At 70.0% G+C, this 19,872-nt stretch carries 24 protein-coding genes; 8 read left to right on the top strand and 16 right to left on the bottom strand.

What is annotated here, in order from left to right; translation table 11 throughout:
- Nucleotides 1–171: 171 nt before the first annotated feature.
- From RR3_RS11065 to RR3_RS11045, 5 genes are read right to left on the bottom strand one after another with little or no spacing between them, the layout of a single operon-like run.
- Nucleotides 172–597: an ATP-binding protein gene (locus RR3_RS11065; protein ID WP_010595210.1), complete on the bottom strand. Its 426-nt coding sequence runs from the start codon at nucleotides 595–597 to the stop codon at nucleotides 172–174.
- Nucleotides 587–925 (bottom strand): STAS domain-containing protein, encoded by a 339-nt coding sequence (locus RR3_RS11060; RefSeq protein ID WP_010595209.1) that lies wholly within the window; start codon nucleotides 923–925, stop codon nucleotides 587–589. Before RR3_RS11060 ends, RR3_RS11065 begins: the two co-directional genes overlap by 11 nt.
- On the bottom strand, nucleotides 922–2,886 hold the full coding sequence (locus RR3_RS11055; protein WP_064066279.1) for a glycosyltransferase: 1,965 nt from the start codon (nucleotides 2,884–2,886) through the stop codon (nucleotides 922–924). The genes RR3_RS11060 and RR3_RS11055 overlap by 4 nt, the downstream gene beginning before the upstream one ends.
- Entirely contained in the window at nucleotides 2,883–4,124 is a 1,242-nt protein-coding gene (locus RR3_RS11050) for a PP2C family protein-serine/threonine phosphatase (RefSeq protein ID WP_010595207.1), read from the bottom strand. Before RR3_RS11050 ends, RR3_RS11055 begins: the two co-directional genes overlap by 4 nt.
- A 1-nt stretch (nucleotide 4,125) precedes the next feature.
- Nucleotides 4,126–5,112, bottom strand: a complete 987-nt coding sequence (locus RR3_RS11045; protein WP_017681691.1) for a glycoside hydrolase family 26 protein — start codon at nucleotides 5,110–5,112, stop codon at nucleotides 4,126–4,128.
- Nucleotides 5,113–5,295: 183 nt separating this feature from the next.
- On the opposite strand from RR3_RS11045, the gene RR3_RS11040 reads away from it, so the two are divergent.
- On the top strand, nucleotides 5,296–7,116 hold the full coding sequence (locus RR3_RS11040) for an NAD(P)/FAD-dependent oxidoreductase (protein ID WP_017681690.1): 1,821 nt from the start codon (nucleotides 5,296–5,298) through the stop codon (nucleotides 7,114–7,116).
- A gap of 70 nt (nucleotides 7,117–7,186) precedes the next feature.
- On the opposite strand, the gene RR3_RS11035 is transcribed toward RR3_RS11040, so the two are convergent.
- Complete coding sequence (locus RR3_RS11035) at nucleotides 7,187–7,624, bottom strand: SRPBCC family protein (protein WP_017681689.1); 438 nt, start codon at nucleotides 7,622–7,624, stop codon at nucleotides 7,187–7,189.
- 143 nt (nucleotides 7,625–7,767) lie between these two features.
- On the opposite strand from RR3_RS11035, the gene RR3_RS11030 reads away from it, so the two are divergent.
- Complete coding sequence (locus RR3_RS11030; protein WP_017681688.1) at nucleotides 7,768–8,067, top strand: protease inhibitor I42 family protein; 300 nt, start codon at nucleotides 7,768–7,770, stop codon at nucleotides 8,065–8,067.
- Here the strand turns inward: RR3_RS11030 and RR3_RS11025 are convergent.
- Nucleotides 8,054–8,512 (bottom strand): hypothetical protein, encoded by a 459-nt coding sequence (locus RR3_RS11025; protein ID WP_064066280.1) that lies wholly within the window; start codon nucleotides 8,510–8,512, stop codon nucleotides 8,054–8,056. The two genes, RR3_RS11030 and RR3_RS11025, sit on opposite strands and share 14 nt — an antisense overlap.
- A gap of 148 nt (nucleotides 8,513–8,660) precedes the next feature.
- Here RR3_RS11025 and RR3_RS11020 point away from each other — a divergent pair, with 148 nt between their 5' ends.
- Entirely contained in the window at nucleotides 8,661–9,044 is a 384-nt protein-coding gene (locus RR3_RS11020) for a VOC family protein (RefSeq protein WP_017681686.1), read from the top strand.
- 279 nt (nucleotides 9,045–9,323) lie between these two features.
- On the opposite strand, the gene RR3_RS11015 is transcribed toward RR3_RS11020, so the two are convergent.
- The 4 genes from RR3_RS11015 to RR3_RS11000 form a co-directional block, all read right to left on the bottom strand.
- Nucleotides 9,324–10,325 (bottom strand): MerR family transcriptional regulator, encoded by a 1,002-nt coding sequence (locus RR3_RS11015; RefSeq protein WP_064066281.1) that lies wholly within the window; start codon nucleotides 10,323–10,325, stop codon nucleotides 9,324–9,326.
- A gap of 4 nt (nucleotides 10,326–10,329) precedes the next feature.
- Nucleotides 10,330–10,995 carry a HEAT repeat domain-containing protein gene (locus RR3_RS11010; protein WP_064066282.1) on the bottom strand — a complete coding sequence of 222 codons (666 nt, stop codon included), beginning with the start codon at nucleotides 10,993–10,995 and terminating at the stop codon, nucleotides 10,330–10,332.
- Between the two features lie 153 nt (nucleotides 10,996–11,148).
- Nucleotides 11,149–11,595 (bottom strand): hypothetical protein, encoded by a 447-nt coding sequence (locus tag RR3_RS11005; protein WP_010595197.1) that lies wholly within the window; start codon nucleotides 11,593–11,595, stop codon nucleotides 11,149–11,151.
- Between the two features lie 129 nt (nucleotides 11,596–11,724).
- Nucleotides 11,725–12,084: a hypothetical protein gene (locus RR3_RS11000; protein ID WP_010595196.1), complete on the bottom strand. Its 360-nt coding sequence runs from the start codon at nucleotides 12,082–12,084 to the stop codon at nucleotides 11,725–11,727.
- Nucleotides 12,085–12,376: 292 nt separating this feature from the next.
- On the opposite strand from RR3_RS11000, the gene RR3_RS10995 reads away from it, so the two are divergent.
- On the top strand, nucleotides 12,377–12,820 hold the full coding sequence (locus RR3_RS10995; RefSeq protein ID WP_010595195.1) for a hypothetical protein: 444 nt from the start codon (nucleotides 12,377–12,379) through the stop codon (nucleotides 12,818–12,820).
- A 44-nt stretch (nucleotides 12,821–12,864) separates the two neighbouring features.
- Here the strand turns inward: RR3_RS10995 and RR3_RS10990 are convergent, their stop codons facing one another.
- The 3 genes from RR3_RS10990 to RR3_RS10980 all read right to left on the bottom strand — a co-directional run bounded on the left by RR3_RS10990 (nucleotide 12,865) and on the right by RR3_RS10980 (nucleotide 13,955).
- On the bottom strand, nucleotides 12,865–13,113 hold the full coding sequence (locus RR3_RS10990; RefSeq protein WP_010595194.1) for a DUF6308 family protein: 249 nt from the start codon (nucleotides 13,111–13,113) through the stop codon (nucleotides 12,865–12,867).
- A gap of 55 nt (nucleotides 13,114–13,168) precedes the next feature.
- Entirely contained in the window at nucleotides 13,169–13,354 is a 186-nt protein-coding gene (locus tag RR3_RS10985) for a hypothetical protein (protein ID WP_026137988.1), read from the bottom strand.
- 91 nt (nucleotides 13,355–13,445) lie between these two features.
- A complete protein-coding gene (locus RR3_RS10980) occupies nucleotides 13,446–13,955 on the bottom strand; it encodes a hypothetical protein (RefSeq protein ID WP_017681685.1) in 510 nt (169 codons plus the stop codon).
- 496 nt (nucleotides 13,956–14,451) lie between these two features.
- On the opposite strand from RR3_RS10980, the gene RR3_RS10970 reads away from it, so the two are divergent.
- From RR3_RS10970 to RR3_RS10960, 3 genes are all read left to right on the top strand, one after another.
- Entirely contained in the window at nucleotides 14,452–15,054 is a 603-nt protein-coding gene (locus tag RR3_RS10970; RefSeq protein WP_010595192.1) for an LppP/LprE family lipoprotein, read from the top strand.
- 111 nt (nucleotides 15,055–15,165) lie between these two features.
- Complete coding sequence (locus tag RR3_RS10965) at nucleotides 15,166–17,067, top strand: ATP-binding protein (protein ID WP_048773568.1); 1,902 nt, start codon at nucleotides 15,166–15,168, stop codon at nucleotides 17,065–17,067.
- 65 nt (nucleotides 17,068–17,132) lie between these two features.
- The gene (locus tag RR3_RS10960; protein WP_010595190.1) at nucleotides 17,133–17,570 is read left to right on the top strand and encodes a nucleoside deaminase; all 438 of its coding nucleotides are present in this window, start codon (nucleotides 17,133–17,135) and stop codon (nucleotides 17,568–17,570) included.
- 6 nt (nucleotides 17,571–17,576) lie between these two features.
- On the opposite strand, the gene RR3_RS10955 is transcribed toward RR3_RS10960, so the two are convergent.
- Both RR3_RS10955 and RR3_RS10950 read right to left on the bottom strand, forming a co-directional pair.
- Nucleotides 17,577–18,746 (bottom strand): carboxylate-amine ligase, encoded by a 1,170-nt coding sequence (locus tag RR3_RS10955; RefSeq protein ID WP_064066285.1) that lies wholly within the window; start codon nucleotides 18,744–18,746, stop codon nucleotides 17,577–17,579.
- Nucleotides 18,747–18,841: 95 nt separating this feature from the next.
- The gene (locus tag RR3_RS10950) at nucleotides 18,842–19,252 is read right to left on the bottom strand and encodes a hypothetical protein (RefSeq protein ID WP_017681682.1); all 411 of its coding nucleotides are present in this window, start codon (nucleotides 19,250–19,252) and stop codon (nucleotides 18,842–18,844) included.
- A gap of 210 nt (nucleotides 19,253–19,462) precedes the next feature.
- Between RR3_RS10950 and RR3_RS10945 the strand changes: the two genes are divergently transcribed.
- Nucleotides 19,463–19,870, top strand: coding sequence for a YciI family protein (locus RR3_RS10945; protein ID WP_026137985.1), 408 nt, complete (start codon nucleotides 19,463–19,465; stop codon nucleotides 19,868–19,870).
- Nucleotides 19,871–19,872: the final 2 nt, after the last annotated feature.

The following is a 19,872-nucleotide window of genomic DNA, read 5'->3' as shown; positions in this document are numbered from 1 at the left end:
ACACATCGGCAAGCCGAGGGGTCCGAGGCTCGACGAAACGGCAGATGAGCGCCCACGGCCTGGGGTTTTCCGGCGGTCGGCGGGGCCGCGCGCGGGCCGACTTAACGGGAAGTTAACGGACGCCGTCCGGGCAAAGTCGGCATTTCGCCCGGCGGCCGTACCGCCGCACGGCTACCGCGGCTCGGCTCGCTCCCGCACCAGGATCCACCGGTTGACACCGCCGCGCCTCCGGTACGACAACTCGTCCAGCGCCGCCATGGCGATCGCCAACCCGCGCCCCCGCTCGGCCAGCGCATCCGGCAGTTCGACGGCCTCGAGATCCACCCGGGCCGGCCGCCCCTCGTCGGTGAATTCGGCCTCGAGGCGCTCGGGGAGCGCACGCAGCTGCAGGCTCATCGACACAGCCTGCCCGAGGGCGGCGTGCTCGATGATGTTCGCCGCGATCTCGGCGACGGCGATCTCGAACGGGAAGCGATCCGCGTCCTCGACACGCCCCGCGGACATCATCTCCTCGATCAGTGCGTGCACCCGGGTGAGCGTGTCGGCGTCCGTGACGGTCGTCAGGGTCCAGGAGCGTGTGCCGTCGTCAGTCGCCATCGAACGCGGCGTCCGCGGAGTCGTAGGTGCGCAGCACCCGGTCCAGGCTCGTCAGCGACAGCACGCTGCGCACCTGGGCCGTAGGCGACGCCAGCCGAAGATCACCGCCGGCCTGCCGGGCGGCCTTGAGCCCGGACACCAGTGCCCCGAGCCCCGAGGAGTCGATGAACTCCGTGGCGGCGAGGTCGACGACCACCCGGGCGGACCCGCTGTCGACGAGGTCGCGCAGCTGTTCCCGCAGCCGTGGTGCGGCGACCATGTTCAGTCGGCCCTCGGGCCGCACCACCACCACGTCCGAGCCGGTGGTGCGGGTTGCGAAGTGCGTCATCCGTTTCCTTCCGTGTCGGGCCCGCGGTAGCGGACCGCCGGTATCACCACACTGAGGATCGCCAGGTCGAACAGCACCCAGAACAGGTTGACGCCGACGCCCAGCACCGAGCTCGCACCCAGATACAGGCGCACCACGCCCACCGCCGACGCGAGCACCAGCAGCACCATCGCCGCGATCTGGTAGCGCACCTTGCCCCAGGGCGGCCCGGCACGGCGCTGCCGCGTCTTCGGGGTCACCGCGAAGTCGAGGGGCTTGTGCAGATACACGTTGCGAAACGCCGTCCAGCACGCCTGGATCCACACCGGGAACAGCGCCAGACTGTACTGCTGCCCCCGCCAGGTCGGGGTGCCACGACTGACGACGACGAACAGCACCTGGTTCAACAGCAGGAACGGGACGAGCCGGCCGAAGAAGTCCCAGCTGTAGGCCTGCACGGGCAGGACTCCGAAGATCAGGTAGATCACCGGCGCGGCGATGTAGGCGAGGGCCGCGAATCCCGCGAGGTAGCTCCACATCGTCGCCCAGTACATCAGACGCTGCGCGATCGTCAATCCCCGCTGCACGAGCGGATTCTCACGCAACATCACCTGGATCGTGCCCTGCGCCCAGCGCAGCCGCTGGGTGAGCATCGTGCCCACGTCCTCGGGCGCGAGACCGTGCGCCAGCACCTCGTGGTGATAGACCGACTTCCAGCCCATCCCGTGCAGGCGCATCGACGTGGCCATGTCCTCGGTCACCGAGATCGTCGCCAGCGCCAGCGTCGGCTCCGCCTCGTCGTCGCGGCTGACGTCGACGGCGCGGATCATCGTGCGAATCGACTCGAGCGCCCCGAGCGGCGACCACTCGCGGTCGGCGAGGCGCGACAACGTCGTCTCGTCGAGCAGAACTCCGTCGGCGTCGGACCCGGGGGTGGCGGTCAGGGCGGCGATCGCCTCCAGGTCTGCGCGGATCGATCCGGCGTCCGCGTCGACCACGGCACGTGCGGCCTCGTCCACGCTCTGCTGGAACCGGTAGGTCACCTCGGCGAGCGGCTGTCCCTGCCGGACCGCCGCGCGGGCTGTGCGCACGGCCACCCGCACCGAATCGAGGGCGGCGAGAACCTCCGGCTGGTTCGCGCCGAGCTCGGATCGCGCCCGGTCGAGCACCTTGCCGGCCGTGCGCAGCGCCCGCACCACGCCCTCCTCGACGGCACGGACGTAGCCGGTGATGCCCAGCTGCATCAGCGCCTCGCGGCGCAGGATCGCGTTCGAACCGCAGAAGAATGCGGCATTCCAGCCGTCCTTGCCCTGCTGGATCGGGCCGTAGAACAGCGGGGCCTGGCTGCCCAGCGGATCGGACTCCGGCACGTTGACGAAGTACTGCGGCGTCTGCACCAGAGCCGTCCGCTCGTCCTCGAAGTAGCCGAGGGTGCGGTGCAGGATCTCCGGGTCGGGCACCTGGTCGGCGTCGAGGACGAGGATGAACTCGCCGTGTGTGTGCAACAGGGCGTTGTTGAGGTTGCCCGCCTTGGCGTGGCGGGGCTTGTTCGTCCAGCTGGCCGCCCGCGTCATGTACCGGACCCCGAGTTCGGCTGCGGCGCGCTCCAATTCAGGCCGCTCCCCGTCGTCGAGGATCCACGTCTCGTGCGGATACCGGATGCGTGCCGCCGCCTCGGCGGTCCCGATCACCAGGTCGACCGGCTCGTTGTAGGTGGTGACGAAGACGTCGACGGTCAGCCCGCCGGGCGGTGCCGGCGGCGCGGCCCGCCTGCGCCACCGCCACATCGTGAGCCCGAACAGCATCGAGTCGATCAGGCTGTACGTCTCGGCGACGACGAGCGGCACCGCGATCCACCACGCGGACCAGTTGACGGAGAACAGCCAGCGCCACACCACGTAGTTCAGGCCGAGCAGTACCGTCGCGGCGATCAGGATCCGCAGGCCCGGCGACGGGTAGCGGTCCGCGCCGGCCGCACTCACGCGTCCTCGCAGCGACGCACGGCGACGACGGTGACGTCGTCCATCGGTGCGTTCCCCTCGGCCAGTGCCCGCGCCGCCCGGGTCAGGTCGTGCGGCGTCGCATGTTCGGCCACGAACCGGTACAGGGCCGCCCGGTCGCTGTGCTCGTCGAGCAGGTCGAGCAGCCCGTCGGAGCAGATCACCAGCGTGTCACCGGGTTCGAGGCGCGTGCACTGCGCCTGCCACGATGTCTCGCGGAGCACGCCGACGGGTAGCCCGGTGCCCGCCAGCGGCGCCACGGAGCCGTCCGTGCGGCGGATCGCGGCCAAGCCGTGCCCGGCGTCGACGTAGTCCACCGACCCGCTCGCGAACTCGACGGCGGCATGGAACACGGTGACGAAGGTGCCGGTGTGCTCGCAGTCGTCCGTGAGGTTCTCGGCCGCGGCGCTCAACGCGGCGCCCGTGTCCAGGACGCTGCATGCCTCGGCGTGGCTGAACCGCTCCATCACCCGGGACGCGCCGCGGAACGTGGAGCGCACCGCCGAGGACAGGATCGCCGCGCCGAGGCCCTTGCCCATCACGTCGGCGACGGTGACGACCAGTCCGCCGCGCAACAGATAGTGGTCGTAGAAGTCGCCGCCGACCACGAACGCCGGAATGCACACAGCCTGCACCTCGTATCCGGGCAGCCCGGTCAACGGTCGCGGCAGCAGCTGGGACTGCATCGCGGCGGCGCGATCGAGTTCGTCGGCGCGCTGCAGTTCCCGCTGCGCCCATTCGGCGAGTTCGGCGAACGCGTCGAGCTGGTCGGGTCCGAGTGTCCGCGGCTCGGTGTCGTAGATGCAGAACGTGCCGACGGGATGACCCGCCGGACCGTACAACGGGTAACCCGCGTAGAAGCGGACGCCGTCGTCGCCGCCGACCCCGGGAATGCCGGCGAACCGGGGATCGGCGGCGGCGTCCTCTACGATCAGCGTCGGATCACCGGGGTGACGGTAGATGCGCGCAATCGTGGTCTTGCACATGCTCTCCTCGCGCGGCACCTGCACGAGGTCGAGCCCCTGGAGGGACTTGAACCAGAGCCGGTCCCGGTCGAGCAGCGCGACACTCGCCATGGGCACCCCGAACACGTGCCGGGCCATGCGGGTGATGTGGTCGAACCGGTCCTCCGGCGGCGTGTCGAGGACCTCGAGCCGTTCGAGGTCGCGCACGCGCTCGTCCTCGAGGTCGTCGGGGATGTGCGAGGTGTCGGTCGTCATGTCAGCGCTGCCTCCGCTGCAGGGCCTCCGCCAGCGCCGCCGCCGATTCCGGGGTACTCGCCAGCCGCCAGTCGGTCTCCTTGTCGTGATCGAACCAGACGAACGCCGCGACGTCCGCTCGATCGTCGAGAAACGAGATCAGGTCGGCGACCCAGTCCGGCTTCGACCCGCCCACGTCGGTGCTGCCCACCTCGGTGACCGCGATCGGCTTGCCCGGCGCGATCCGGCCGAGTTCGTCGAGGGTCTCCTCGAACAGCTCCCGCGGCGACGTCCAGCGGCTCCACGGCTGCGTGGCGCCCCAGTTGTACCCGTCGACCCCGACCACGTCGACGTACTCCGCCCCCGGGTACAGGTCCGCGATCGCGCTGCTGCCCTCGAACGAGACGTTCGGAGCCCACACCCATTTCACGTTGGCCACCCCTTTCGACGCGAACAACTCGTGCACGTGACGCCACGCTGCGACGTAGACGTGCGGCGGTGTCCCCCCGGTCGGACTCCAGGGGTACCAGGTGCCGTTCGGCTCGTGCGCGAAACGCAGGTAGACGGTCGAACCCCACGCGGCGAGCTCGTCGGCCCAGCGGTAGAGGTAGTCGTCGTGCACGCCCGCCACGATCGACGCCATCGTGAACTCGCTGCGCTCGTACCGTCCGTCGCCGAGCCAGCGCCACGGCTCCCACGTGACGATCGGGTCGGCGCCCAGCCGCCGTACCGCGGCGAGTCCGGCGACGGGCGGCGGTGAGGCGAAGTCGGAGAACGACAGCACCACGGTCGGGGGAGTGCCCGCGATCTCGGCGACCCGTTCGAACTCGTCGACGGCGGTCGGGCCGCCGGGCGTACTCACACCGAATCGCAGGCACGCGCCCACCGGCTCGTGCAGCGGCGTGACCACGGCGCCGCAGTCGACGGCCGGCGCGCATCCCACGGCCGCCGACACCGCGACGGCGAGACCCGCCGCGACCGACGCCGGGCGAGCATGTCCGCTTCTCACCGTTCCACCCTCGCATCCCGGACGAACCGCCGCCGGGTTTGCGGCTTCTCGATGCGAGACGACCCGCGTCGATGCGGGGTTCCCGGATCCGTCGGCCGTGTGCAACACGATGCAACGCTGGCCGCACCCACCCCCCGTGCGGTGTGCTCTGAGTCACAAGCCGTTCAGGACGAGGAGCACGCAATGACCGACACACTGACCCCACCCGACGCCGCGCTCGCCGGACCGCAGGAACGGGTCGACGCCTGGCTGGCCGACTTCGAGGCCGCGCTGGCCGCGCGGGACGTCGAGGCCGCCGCGGGCATGTTCGCCACCGACAGCTTCTGGCGCGACCTGGTCGCCTTCACCTGGAACCTCAAGACCGTCGAGGGCCGGGAAGGCGTCGCCGACATGCTCCACGCGCGGCTGCACGACACCGACCCGAGCGGGTTCCGCACCACCGAGCCGCCCACCGAGGACGGCGGGGTCGTCAGCGCCTGGATCGCCTTCGAGACCGCGGTCGGCCGCGGCGTCGGGCACCTGCGGCTGAAGGACGAGGGTGCCTGGACCCTGCTGACCACGATGCAGGAGCTGAAGGGGCACGAGGAGAGCAAGGGTGTCCGCCGGCCCAAGGGTGTGCAGCACGGCGCCGACCGCAACCGCGTCACCTGGTCCGAGAAGCGCGAGGCCGAGGAGCGCGAACTCGGTTACACCACCCAGCCGTACGTCGTGATCGTCGGCGGCGGCCAGGGCGGCATCGCTCTCGGCGCCCGTCTGCGCCAGCTGGGCGTGCCCGCGCTCGTGCTCGACAAGCACGACCGGCCCGGCGACCAGTGGCGCGGCCGCTACAAGTCGCTGTGCCTGCACGATCCCGTCTGGTACGACCACCTGCCGTACATGCCGTTCCCCGAGAACTGGCCGGTGTTCGCGCCCAAGGACAAGATCGGTGACTGGCTCGAGATGTACACCAAGGTCATGGAGGTGCCCTACTGGTCCAAGACCACGTGCACCTCGGCGTCCTACGACGAGACGACCGGCGAGTGGACCGTGAACGTGGTCCGCGACGGCGAACCCCTCGTGCTGAGGCCGAAGCAACTGGTACTCGCCACCGGCATGTCCGGCAAGCCCAACATCCCGACCTTCCCCGGCATGGACAGGTTCCGCGGCGACCAGCACCACTCCAGTCACCACCCCGGACCGGACGCGTATGCGGGCAAGAAGGCCGTGGTGATCGGCGCGAACAACTCGGCGCACGACATCTGCGCCGCGCTGTGGGAGGTCGGCGCCGACGTGACGATGGTGCAGCGCTCGTCGACGCACATCGTCAAGTCCGACTCACTGATGGACCTCGGCCTCGGCGATCTGTACTCCGAGCGGGCCCTGGCCGCGGGGATGACGACGGCCAAGGCCGACCTGACGTTCGCGTCCCTGCCGTACCGGATCATGCACGAGTTCCAGATCCCGGTCTACAACGCGATCCGTGAGCGCGACGCCGACTTCTACGCCCGGCTCGAGAAGGCCGGGTTCATGCTCGACTTCGGTGACGACGGCTCCGGGCTGTTCATGAAGTACCTGCGCCGCGGGTCCGGCTACTACATCGACGTCGGCGCCGCCGAACTCGTCGCCGACGGCGAGATCAAGCTGGCCCACGGCGGCGTCCGCGAGCTCACCGAGAACAGCGTGATCCTCGAGGACGGCACCGAGCTCGAGGCCGACCTGGTGGTCTACGCGACCGGCTACGGCTCGATGAACGGCTGGGCGGCGGATCTGATCGGCCAGGACGTCGCCGACAAGGTCGGCAAGTGCTGGGGCCTGGGCTCGGACACCACCAAGGACCCCGGCCCGTGGGAGGGTGAGCAGCGCAACATGTGGAAGCCCACCCGGCAGGAAGGGCTGTGGTTCCACGGTGGCAACCTGCACCAGTCGCGGCACTACTCGCTGTACCTGGCGCTGCAGCTCAAAGCCCGGCACGAGGGGATCCCGACGCCGGTGTACGGGCTTCAGGAGGTCCACCACCTGAGCTGATCCCGGGAAGCGACGAGCCGCCGGCGCGCACGACGCGCCGGCGGCTCGGCGTGCCGGGGCCTGTGCCGGGTCAGGCGTAGTGCCGCAGGACGAACTCGGTCAGGCCCTTGCGGATGGTCTTGATCGCGTGCTTCTGTCCCTGCCTGAGCATGAAGCCCGGCACCGGGATCTTCGGGTCGGTGGACATCGTCACCCGCACGCACGTCCCGCGCTCGGTGCGCGTCAGGAGATACTCGCCGTCCTGGGAGTGCTGCATCTCGCTCTCGAGCAGCGTCCACGAGGTGGACTCCTCGGTCCACTCGTGCTCGATCACCTGTGTGTCCGAGATGCCGAACAGGGCGAGCGTCATGCGCACGACGCGGGGCCGGCCGTCGTCGTGTCGGGATTCGACCTGCACGTCCTTGTGGGAGGACGACCATTCCGGGATGCGCTCGATGTCGGTCAATGCGCGCATCACCTGCTCGGGCGTCGCCTCGATCTCGAACTCGTCTGACACCGATGCGGCCATATGCCTTCCCACTTCCTGGTCGATTCCCATGCCGGTGTTCCGGATACCCGCCTCGCGGACCCACGACACGTGTTCCGACGAACGAGTCCCCCGAATCGCTCTCGATAGTGACATAGATCACAAAACCGCCGTACGCTGGTCCAATGAGGCACGTGACCACCGGACCCCGGGACCTGCAGGTCGCCGTGGGCGACACCATCGAACTGCACTTGCCGGAGAACACCTCCCGCGACTACACCTGGTGCCCGACCCACATCGGCAAGGGGCTGCTGCTCAGCGACGTGCGATTCGTGCCGTCCCGGAATCCGCTGCCCGGAGCCGGCAGCGAGCGCATCCTCTACCTGCGCGCCAAGCGGGCCGGGACCTGGCCGGTGTCGCTGCAGCTGCAGCGGGCCGAGCACATGTCGGCGGACGAGCGGAGCATGACCGTCACCGTGACTTGACGGACCACCGCTCGTCGACCCCGGCCGGGTGCGGGTCGCCCAGGCTCCGGCAGTGCGCCAGGTAGCGCCGTGCCCAGTAGTGCACCGGGCGATGGTCGCCGGCCGCGGTGAGCCGGGCGAGGGCGCGGGTGCGGTCCACCAGCTGCTCGTGCAGGACCCGTTCCAGGATCGCCACCTGGCGCCGGTCGCCGGACGTCGCGATCTGCTCCACGCAGCGACTCAGGCGCGCAGCCCGCACCGACGCGCGCTCGGGCGGCGCGCCGCCCTCCCGGAGGGCCTGTTCCAGGGCGTCCCGGTAGCCGAGCGCGTATTCCAGTCGGTGGCGAAGCCCACCGAGCTCCACCGGGTCGCAGGTGCGTCGACGACGCGCCTCCAGTACCTCGACCTGCGTCCGCGTCAACTGCAGCACCGCCCGAAAATGCGTGGCCAACGTGCTCTCGTCCATCGTTCTTCCTCGCTCGCCCGTATCGTCACCGTCGAGCAAACCCGGTGGCGCTTAGCTGCGGCTTAGCGCGGATCGGCCACGATCGGGCGAGTACACCCGTTTGCGGAGGCTACGCTGAAGCCGTCCGGTCGCACAGGAGGCGAACGCCATGGCAGGACGCATCGTGCACTTCGAGCTGCCCTACGACGACGGTGACCGCGCCCGGTCCTTCTACCGCGACGCGTTCGGCTGGTCGCTCTCGGACGTTCCCGGCATGGACTACACCCTCGTCACCACGGGGCCCGTCGACGAGACCGGCTCCTCCACCGAACCCGGGTACATCAACGGCGGCATGTTCCGGCGCGACGAACTGAGAAGTCCCGTCGTGACCGTCGACGTCGAGGACATCGACGCCGCGCTGCAGAAGATCGAATCGCTCGGCGGGAAGACGATCTCCGCCCGAATGCCCGTCGGCGACATGGGATTCGCGGCGTACTTCTCCGACACCGAGGGAAACGTGATCGGGTTGTGGGAGTCGAGGCACGACTCGTAGGGGGCCGTCGCTTCGCGGCGTTCGACGAGCGCGGGTGGCATGGGCTTTCCTGGACGCCGACCGAGCACCGACCGCCGGTCGCGTCGAGGTGCTTCCCGAAGGACCGCCCCGACGCGGACGGGTGCTGGGCGCACTACAGCGACATCGCCGCCGAGGGTTTCCGCACCCCGACCGTCGGGGCCGCCGTCACCGTCGACCGGGAACGGGTCGCCGATCAGGACACCTACCGGTACAGAGCGATCGAGCAACACCCCGGCGGTCACCGCTCGCCCGCATCGTTCACGGTGACGCGCGCCTGTCCAGGATCACGGACGCGGTCGTTGCGATCACCCGGTCGTGGTGGCCGGTCAGTGCGACGAGGACGTCCCGCGCCGCAGGTCCGGGAATCTCGGCGAGCGCCTGCGTGACGCGCAAGCGTGCGGCTGCGTCGAGCGTGCCGTCGAGCACCTCCTGCACGGCTCGGACGACGTCGACCGTGGACACCGATGCGGCGGCCAGTATGCCCAGAACCTCGGCGGCTTCGACGTCGGCCCGGCCCTCGACGACCATCTCCAGCAGGATCGGCACGGCCTCCCCGGCGCCCCGGGAGCCGAGGGCCACGGCGGCACGGTCGCGCACGGTGGTGTCGCTGTCGTCGAGTGGCTTCTTCAGCAGTGCGGTCGCGTCCGGGAGGTGCATCTCCGCGACAGCGACGATCGCCCGCCGCCGGACGTCGGCGTCTGCCGAGTCCAGCCCGGCGGCCAACTCCGCCAGCCCGGCAGCCCCGGCCCTCGCCAACGACCAGCGCAGCGCCCCGGCGACGTTCGGGTCGTCCTCTGCGAGCACTGCCTCGGCCAGGGCTTCGACGGGCAGCGCGGCGTTCTCGTGCTGCGACAGGACGGCCTGCTGACGGTGGGACCCCGACTCGGAGTCGAACGCGTGCAGCAGTGTGACGATGCGCAGGACGTCCTCCCACGCCTCCGGCGCGGCCGAGTCGACCCGTTCGAGTCGCGCGAGCAGTTCCGTCTCGGCGGCGATCCGCACCCGGGTGTGCCGGATCAGGTCGTGCACCAACTCGGCCGGCGCGAAGTCGAGTTCGTCCAGCGCGCGTTTGGCTTCGTGCAGCGACAAGCCCAGACTCCTGAGACTCTCCACATGGAAGAGGCGGCGGATGTCGTCGGCGGTGTACTCGCGGTAGCCGCCGGACGTGCGCCCCGTCGGCGTCACCAGACCCAAGGCGTCGTAGTGGCGCAGCATGCGAGTGCTCACGCCGGAACGCCGCGAGACCTCACCGATCAACATCCCATCACCTGCCGGCTCGGTCCGGTGCAGTGGCGGCGACCCGTTTCGCCAGCTCCAGCGACAGCGTGAACCCGCTGTCGGGATCGAGGCGGAGCCGTTCGGTGGCTTCCGCATGCGCCCGGACACCGGGGTCGGAGCTCGCCATGGCAGCTTCCAGGACCGGCACGGCCGCCTCGTCGAGCATCGCCAGTGCACGGCTGAGGCTGAGCTGCAGGTCGCGGTCGCCTCGTCCGAGTGCGGTCGCGAGAGCGGCGGCGAGCCGGCCCTCGCTGCCGGCGGGCACGAGCGCGACAGCGGCCCGCCAGGCGCTGCGGGCGACGTCGTCGTCTCCGTCGTGCAGCATCGTCGACACCGCAGGCCAGGCCTTCCGGTCGCCGATCTTGGACAGCGTGTGCAGGGCCTGGCTGCGGGCCTGCGCGGTGCCGGAGTCGAGTTCCTCGAGGAGTCTCGGCACGGTGACGTCGGCCGGGAGCCGGCACAGTGCCCACGTCAACATGTCGCGGACGAAGAAGTCCGGTTCGACGCCGCACCGGTCGACGAGGATGGTCGTGAGCCGCTCGTCGGCGACGGTGCCGGCCTCGAGCGCCGCCCGCAGACGAGTCGCCGGATCGTCACCGGTGAGGGCATCGACGAGGCGAGCATCCGGCTCGCCGTAGCTGGCTGTGTTCATGGGAAGCACCTCCTTCGCAGACCATTCGAGCGCTTGTCACAGTGTGAAGGTCAAGGGGCACGCTCGCCGGCGGGAGCATCCCCCTCGGTCACATCCGCCGTGTGTGGAATCGGAACTGTGCGTGGGCTGTCCGGCCCTGGGGTCACGGCTCGTTCACGCGGCGTGCCAGGTCGCGGTGCCCGACTGCACGGTGATGCTTGCTCCGTCGATGGTGACCGTGGCCGTGATGGTGCCCGCTCCGGTCTGTGCCGGCAGCAGGTCGGTGAAGGGGTCGGCGGTGCCAGTGACGCCGGTCGTCTCGTTGCGCCAGTGCACCGTGCACGGGCAGTAGTCGAAGTCCATGGTCCACCCGTGCAGCGGCGGAGTACTCGGATCGGTGCGCATGTATACCGCCGCGTTGATGAAGGGAGTGATATTGCCGACCGAGCCGGTGTTTCCGATGAAGATGCCCGGAATGTCGTGCACGCCGACGGTGCGGGTGAACGTCGACGCGGACGCGGTCGGGGCGGTGAGCACCGTCAGCCCGGTCGCGGCGGCGACGGTCGCGGTGACGGTGGCAAGGCGGCGCAGCGACGTGCGCAGCGGAGATCGTGTCAGCATGGTGCGGTCCTGTCTTGGCGGCGGGTATCCGGAGGCCGGAACAAGCGGGTACGGCGTCGAGGCGGCTCGAGGTGTGCTCGAGACCGGATGGGCGTGTTGGCGCATCGTCACTTCGCCGCGCGTCCTGGGTCAGCCGGCGCTGCCGGTAGCGATGGGGTTGTACGCCCATACCTGGCGGATGCTCTGGCCGGGGGCAGGAAGGGGACTGAGCCGGATCAGCGGGTTCGTCTGCCCGCCCGGGATGTGCTGGATGCAGTTGGCGGTCTGCCCGTGGAAGGACTGGCATTCGATCCGGTGTCCGGTGCCGTACGGGCTGAGAATCAGTGCCTTGTGCGCGTTCTCGCCGAACGCCCCGGGATCGAACGGGGTGACGAAGAATTCGGTCGCGTCGTAGCGCGGAGCGCCGTCCTGAGCGAGGGCGACCGCAGGCGCGATCGCCATGGTGGCGGCCACGGCCGCGACCGTGACTGTCAGAATTCGTCCGATCACTGCAGGGTCTCCTTCGCTCGGTACCGATCCGGCTCGTTTCATGATCGGGAAGGGCCGGTCCGGCGTTACGGGGTCCGGCGAGGCTGAACGTTGCGGAAGTCCCTGTGACACAACGCTCGCGGTCGACGAGGTGGCGGCACTGGCGGATTCGAGGATCAATGCCCTGAGGCGTTGTCGCAGTACCGAAAGGCGAGCTGGTGGTGAGACGGGGCGCGACAGTCACGGCGCGCTCGGACGGCACCACCATCGACGTGGTATTTCCGAATGTGAGGAGAATGAAGGTGCATGTCGCATGATCAATCCCCGGCTCGAGCACTTCCTGCTATACGAACTGTCCGACGACTGGATGCCCCTGGGATCGTTCGTCGCCCTGACGGAACGGATCACCCCCGACGACTGCTCGTCCGGTCGGGTCCTCGCGATCATTCGCGACCTGGCGGAACGCGGATTCCTCTGCCTCGGCGGCTGGCCCGGAGACGGTCGGCCGTGGGAGCCGTGGGACGTTCCACTGGACGAGGCAATGGACCGGATCGCGCACGGCTTCGACGGTGAGGTCGGCTACCTGGAGGCGTCCCCCCGTCAGGCGGCGACCACGGAGGTGTTTCGCGCGGCGATCACCGCCCTCGGCGAGACGCGGCTGCGTGAACTCGGCGATCCTTACGAGCTCTACGGCGACCCATGGTGGGACGATCCGAACATGCGCGCGGAGGGGGAGTTCCCGCCGTGGCAGGACTGAGCCCGAGCACCGTGCCCTGAGGCGGACCCGCTCGACGACCCTGGCTATCTGCCCGCAACAGGGTGCTCGAGGTAGGCGCGTTCGGTACCGAGTACGTTGCCGACTACCGCGTCGTAGATCGGATACAGCCGGGGACGCTTGCGTGCGATCAGCTTGGACGCGGTAGTGCGGCGGACGCTCGGCACGATGCGCAACGCTTGCTCGAGCTGCCACACCAGTGACGCAGGAATCATCTCGTCCTCCTCGTCGACGAGGTCGCGGTCCGGCCGCGGTGGGCAGCGCACCGAACTCATCGCGCTGTTCGGCGACGCCGTAGGGGACGGGCGTCTTGCGCAGCAGCGCCTCGAGTCAGAGACGTCTGTTGCGATACCCGTCGGAGCCGTCGGCCACCACCTGAGCCTTCGCCGGATCGAGCACCTCGATCCGGTCCAGATTCGAGTAGAACGCGGCGGTGCTGTCGGCGACGAGTTCCGACAGGCCCCGCGCTCGGACGAGCCACCCGTCGGAGCCCCCTCGGCCTGGGTGACCAGCCACTCCTCGTCCCGCACCACGACGATCGAGCCGGGGGCGACGTCGAGTTCCGCCGCGTCCACTACCGGCGACTCGGCGGAACTCGACGTGGCGCTCAACTCGGATACCCGCTTTCTGGTGTGATCGACAAGGACCGGTCCGTTGCGAGGAATGATGCCGGCACCCTCCTCGGCGCCGCGTGCGCCCGGTCGGGGACGGACGGTGTCGTCCTCCCCGCGCTGTCCGGTCGGTGGGTGGTCGCCGCCGTGTCGATCGCTGCTCGCGGGCCGGGCTCGTCGTGTCGGTCCACCTCACCGACCTCGATCAGTTCCGCCCCTACGATGTCCCGCAGTGTCTTGGAGTTCCTCAGATTCCGGAGGTACGTCATCTGGGCCCTGGTGCCCTTGGCCAGGCCGTGTTCGTTCCGCGCCTTTTGGAGCGCGTCGACGATCCGGTGCCGGGATTCCTTGTCGCTCCGGAGCCAGGATTCCCTGAGCGTGGGCCACGCCTCGCGAACGAATTCGACTGTGGGGCGGGCGCCGTAGACCGTTCGCAGCGCGTCGGCCGGGCCTGCATCGGGGTCGTAGATCTCGAGGAGCGCATCGCTCAGGTCCCGAAAAAGCACGGGTAGGAGGTTCGACCACTTGAACTTGAACCTGGGCGCCGCAACCTCGAGCTTCCGCGTGAACCGTTGTCGGACTTCGGTCCGTCCTCGGACGACCCGAGTGGAACGCACTTCTCATCGCGGGACTCGCAGGACACGTTAACTCCCGGCCGGCGGCGGCTGTGCCGCTGGTGGTCGGGGACGACCGTGAACACACCCCAGCGCGGTGCCGACGAGGTATTCGGCGAGAACGCCTCGCATCGCGTTGCCGAGCAGGTCCGAGTACGCCCACGCCCAGAAGTCCCGCAACTGTTGCCCGAGGAGGCGCCCGGACTCGTGCAGCGGTTCGTTCCCCGCCTTCGGGACCGTGGGCGTTGCGTCGAGGCTCGGTACATCCATTCCGCGACACTTCCACACGGCGACACTTCCACGCAGCTCCCGTCCGGACCGGTCCGAACTGACAGAATCCGTTCCCGTCGCGGCGACCGCCGTCGCACCCGAGTGCCCGAGGAGCCCCATGTCGAGTCGCACAGCCGGTCTCAGCGTCGTGTCGGTCGCCGCGATTGCATTCCTCGCCGGATGCGCGCAGACCCAGGACGGGCAGCCGGTGGCCGAACCGGCTACCGCGACGTCCTCCCGCCAGGCACCTGTCGGCGGGTCGGTGGCGGCCACGACGGCGGACGAGCAGCCGTGCGATCCCGCCGTCGACCTCGACGCGCCGGAGGTGTTCGCGGTGATCGAGCAGCTGCCCCCGCCCCAGCAGATCCCCGACGCGACATGGCTGCGGGCGTACAACGGCAACTACAACCGCTGCAGCGACCTCAGTTACGCGCAGGTCGGCATCGTGGGGGCGACCGGGTCGTCACCGACCCACCTGCTGCTGTTCCACCGCGGCGAGTACGTCGGCACGGCCACGCCGTGCGCGCTGAACCCGGCGGTGGTCGCCACGGCCTTCGACTCCCTCGACGTCGAATACACCTACCCGCGCGAGGGCGAGCCGCACGCGGCCGCCACCGGGTTCGCGGAGCTGACGTTCACGTGGACCGGCGGTGAGGTCGTCACCGAAGGACGGCTGCCGGACGAGTACCTGGAGTCGACGGGGTGCGACGAAATGCGGTGACGCCGCCCGGCGATGCGGGTGCGCCGGGATCGGCGCGGACGTCGGTACGATCACGGCAAGTTCGGGACGCCACCCCCGGGGCTTCCCGACGGAACAGACAAGGCAGGAACGATGGCAGTCGCCCCCATTCCCGTGGACCAGCGCGTGATCGGCATCGATTCGCGACGCTTCGCCTCGATCGAGAAAGCGCTCGTCGAGCTGATCACCAACAGCGACGACAGCTACTCGCGTCTGGGCAACGGCGGCGCCGCAGCCGAGGCCCGCATCGACATCACCTACGAGCGCCACCAGTCGGGTGCGGTCCTGCAGGTCACCGACCACGCCGAGGGGATGCCGTTCGACCAGGCCGCCCGCATCCTGGCGTACGGGGGCGCGCACAGTCCGCTCTCGCGCGGCGAGGGACACGGCCGCGGCTACTTCGGCCGCGGCCTCAAACAGGCCGTGTTCGGGGTCGGCGCCGGGACGCTCGAGACCGTCAGGGACGGCCGGTTCACCCGCATCGACCTGTTCCGCGGCGAGAACGGCGGCTACCTGTACGACGACCACGGGGGCGACCGGCCCGTCGAGGACGACGACCGGGCACGCCTCGGTCTCGACGGCAACGGCACCCGGGTGACCCTGGTCGTGGAGAACCCGCACGTGGTCATCTCCCGGTTCCAGACCGTGGTGCAGGCACTGTCCGACAACGTGTATCTGCGGGAGGTGCTGTCGCGGCGCACCGTCGAGGTGGTGCACGTCGCCGGCCGGCGGGAGATCCAGCGCAGCGGCAGGGTGCTCTTCGACGAACCCCCGGCGGTCGTCCTGATCGGTCCCGAGGCGCCCGGCAGTTTCGTCTACGAGGGCACCGAACACAGCTTCACCCTCACCGTGAAGCGGGCCAAGGGCGTCGAACTGACCATGTCGGGCGACGAGCGCACCAACGGCCTCGTCGTCGTGTCCGGCCTCGCCGTGCTCGACTGCCAGTTGTTCGCGTACGAGAACCAGGTGGGCGCCGAGTACCTGTTCGGCACGGTGCGCTGCGAGGCGTTGATCGAGCGGCTCGGTCGGGGCGAGCCGGTCGTCAGCGACGAGCGCGAGGGCCTCAACGAGAAGGATCCGTTCGTCGCCGCGTTCGCGAAGGCGGTCAGCGCCCGGCTCACCGAATACGTTCTCGCCGAACGGGATCAGCTCACACGCCTCGAGCACGCGACGACCTCCGGGACCACCGCGCACATGATCGACCGCCTGCTGCACCGGATGAGCGAGTCCGCGATCCGGGACCTCGGTCTCGGCCCGTCGCCGGCCTCGGCGCCGCCGGCGGCAACCGGAACGGAGGACGCGGTCGTCCTGCAGTTCACGACGCCGTTCTACTACCGCCGGCCCGGCCACCCGTTCCACGTCACCCTGGAGGTCGACACCGAGCGCCTTCCCGGCGACGACCGGCTGACGATCTCGTACACGCTGCCCGACTCGCTGCGGATCGACCCACGGCCCACCGAGATCGCCGTGGAGCAGAGGACCGGTGTGCAGCGGCTGGAATGGACCGTCGTGGGCGACACACCCGGGGAGCGCGGCGAGATCATGGTGCGGTCCGGTGCGTTCTGGGCGTGGTGTGAGATCGTCGTCGCCGAGGACGCGCCGTCGCCGCACCATGTCCCGCGGCCGCACCCGGCGCCGCCTCGTCCGGTGCAGCGCCGGCGGGTGTCCCGGGACCACGGCGAGGACATGTTCGTCGGCTACGACCTGCGTTATCTCGGGGACGACGGTGGACGCGCCGTGTACGACCCCGAGCATCGCACGATTCTCATCAACACCGGCGATCCCACCGTGCAGCTGTACCTCGACGGCCGGGGCCGGTTCCGGGACTCGGCGCGGCTGCTGCTGGCCGAGTTGTTCCTCGATGTGATCGCCGGCGAACTCGCACGACGATCCCTCGAGAACAGGGGCTTGCAGGACGACGTCCACGCCTACACTGCGACCAAGCAGAAGATCGTCCGCCGCTACGGCGCGCAGATCCACAAGTCGTTCACCTGACCGGGATTCGGGGTGGTGCCGTGACGAACGCACGCGGGTCGGTGGGGAGCCCTTCGGCGGACGCGATGCTCGACGTCGCGTTCGCGGAGGCCCGGCTGGGCCTCGCCGAGGGCGGCATCCCGATCGGCGCGGCCCTGTTCGCCGCGGACGGGACCCTGCTCGGCCGCGGTCACAACCGGCGCGTGCAGGAGGACGACCCGTCGCTGCACGCCGAGATCGCCGCCTTCCGGTCCGCGGGCCGCCGCCGCGACTACCGTGCGACGATCATGGTGACGACGTTGTCACCGTGCTGGTACTGCAGTGGCCTGATCCGGCAGTTCGGGATCGGCGCGGTGGTGATCGGGGAGAGCGTCACCTTCACCGGCGGCCACGACTGGCTCGCCGAGCACGGCGTCGAGGTGACGGTGCTCGACGATCGACGCTGCATCGACATGATGACGACGTTCGTCGCCGAGCACCCGGATCTGTGGCACGAGGACATCGGCGCCGCGCCGGCCGGGTAGGGGCGCTCACCGGGCCGGCGGCGGGGGAGCGGACGGTGCACAGTCCTCGACGGTGCTGCGGGCCAGTTCCGCGACGAAGTCCGCGGCGGTGCGGGACATCGCGAGCGCGCGCCGCTGCCGTCGCGCGCCGTTGCCCCGGCGCAGGATCCGCCGCACGGACGCGCGGGTGGACGTGAAGTCGCCGGTTTCCTCGAGGCCGGGTCGCACGTGTGCGAGCAGCGAACCCAGTAACCGGGCGGCAGGGACGGGCCGTTGCGTCAGCGGGTCCATTCCGTGTCCGTCGATGCCCTCGTGGGCGGCGCGCCAGCACGCGGCCTCGAGCCGCTCGGCCTCGAGCCGGGGTGCCGGGTCCCCGCGATGGACCGCGGTGAGTGCGGTGGACACGAGCCCACGGACGAGTGCGGCGGCGGTGACGGTTTCCTCGATCGTGGCGGGCACGTCGCAGATCCGGATCTCGAGAGTGGGCAGGTGCGGTGAGAGCCGGATGTCCCAGTAGACCATCGCGGGGTCGAGGACGACGCCGGCGTCGAGCATCATCGCGACGACGTCGTCGTAGTGCCGAGCCGACCGGAAGTAGGGCGGCGGCCCGCCGCTGGCCCAGCGCCCCCACTGGATGTGTCGCCAGCTCGCGTAGCCGGTGTCGGCGCCGGCCGTGACGGACGAGTTCGCCGTGAGCGCGAGCAGGGCCGGCAGCCAGGGCCGCAGGTGATTGCAGACCTGCACGGCAACCTCGCGATCGGGGACGCCGATGTGGACGTGGCAGCCGCAGATCACCTGGTCGGTGACCGCCCCGAAGTGCCGGGCCATCCGCCGGTACCGGGCGGCGTCGGTCAGCGCCCCCGGCGGGGTGGTCTCCAGAGGAGGTACGGCCGCCGCGAGCAGGCGGGACCCGGCGCTCGCGGCGGCGGCCGCCGCGACCGCCCGCGAGACGCGCAGTTCCCGGCGCAGCTCGTCGATCCGTGTGCAGACCGAGGTGGCGGTCTCGACCTGGCAGCGCGACAGTTCGAGCTGAAGGTCGAGCCCGGCGTCGCGGGCACCCGCCACGACGGCCGCGCTGTTGAGCCGGGGCCGGCCGGAGTCGGCATCGACGAGCAGCAACTCCTCCTCGACGCCCATGGTCAGCATCCGGACATCGTCGCGGTCGGATCCGGCACGTCGAGGCAGCGTGGACGTCATCGTCTCCTCCAACCGGGCCGCCGACACAGCTCGGCAGGACCGTGGCTCCAGCCTGGCACGTCACCCCGGCGGGCGGGACGGAAACGGCAGCGGAATCAGGCGGCGCCGACGGAGTGGAGTCCACGTGCCCACTGCTGCAGCGGCCGGTCCCCGAGGGCGATCGCGAGGGATTCGAGGGTGTGGAGCCGGTCGGCCAGCTGGTCCGCGAGGACGTGTTCGAGGGCGACGACGCTGCGCCTGTCCGCCGACCCGGCGATGGTGGCGATGCAGTCGCTCAGCCGCGCTGCCCGGGACGACGATCCGGTCGCAGAGGTCGTGCGCGAATGCAGAATTCGTTCGAGCGCGTCGCATCGTTCGGAAACGTGGCGGATGTCCGCCGCAATGTGCCGCTTCGCCCTCGGACGTGTGCTGTGCGCGTGGCGGATTTCGAGGATGCGCAGTTGCGTGCGTACCAACTGGTGTACGGCCCGGACCTGGTCGTCCAGTGCGTTCGAATTCGTGTTCATCGGGTTCCCTCGCCGTATTCGATGGTAGTCCCTGCGCCACGACGATCCGGCGCATATCGGAGAAACGCGACCTTTCGGCTCCGGGTGGCGCATCCCGGATTCGGGCCGGATTCGAGAGAATTCGGACGGCGATGTCGAGAACCCGCGACCGACTCCGTCCCCGAATCGAATGCGACCACAATGGGTCGCACCAGCACCGAGGAGAACACGATGGCCAAGTACCTGCTGCTCAAGCACTACCGCGGCGCCCCGGCTGCCGTCAACGACGTGCCCATGGACCAGTGGACGCCGGCGGAGATCTCGGCCCACATGCAGTTCATGCACGATTTCGCGGCCCGGCTCGAAAAGTCCGGCGAGTTCGTCGACGGTCAGGCACTCGCCCCGGAGGGGGTGTTCGTGCGGTACGACGGCGAGGGCCGGCCCCCCGTCACCGACGGCCCGTTCGCCGAGACGAAGGACCTCATCGCCGGCTGGATGGTGATCGACGTCGACAGTTACGAACGCGCCGTCGAGCTCGCCGGCGAGTTGTCGGCCGCCCCCGGCGCGGGGGGAAAGCCGATCCACGAGTGGCTCGAGGTGCGCCCCTTCCTGACGGCACCGCCCAACGTGACGGAGTGACC

The organism is Rhodococcus ruber NBRC 15591, assembly GCF_001894945.1.
Lineage (GTDB): Bacteria > Actinomycetota > Actinomycetes > Mycobacteriales > Mycobacteriaceae > Rhodococcus > Rhodococcus ruber.
The sequence above is the reverse complement of the archived record's forward strand: the minus strand, read 5'-3'. Positions and strand labels throughout refer to the sequence as shown.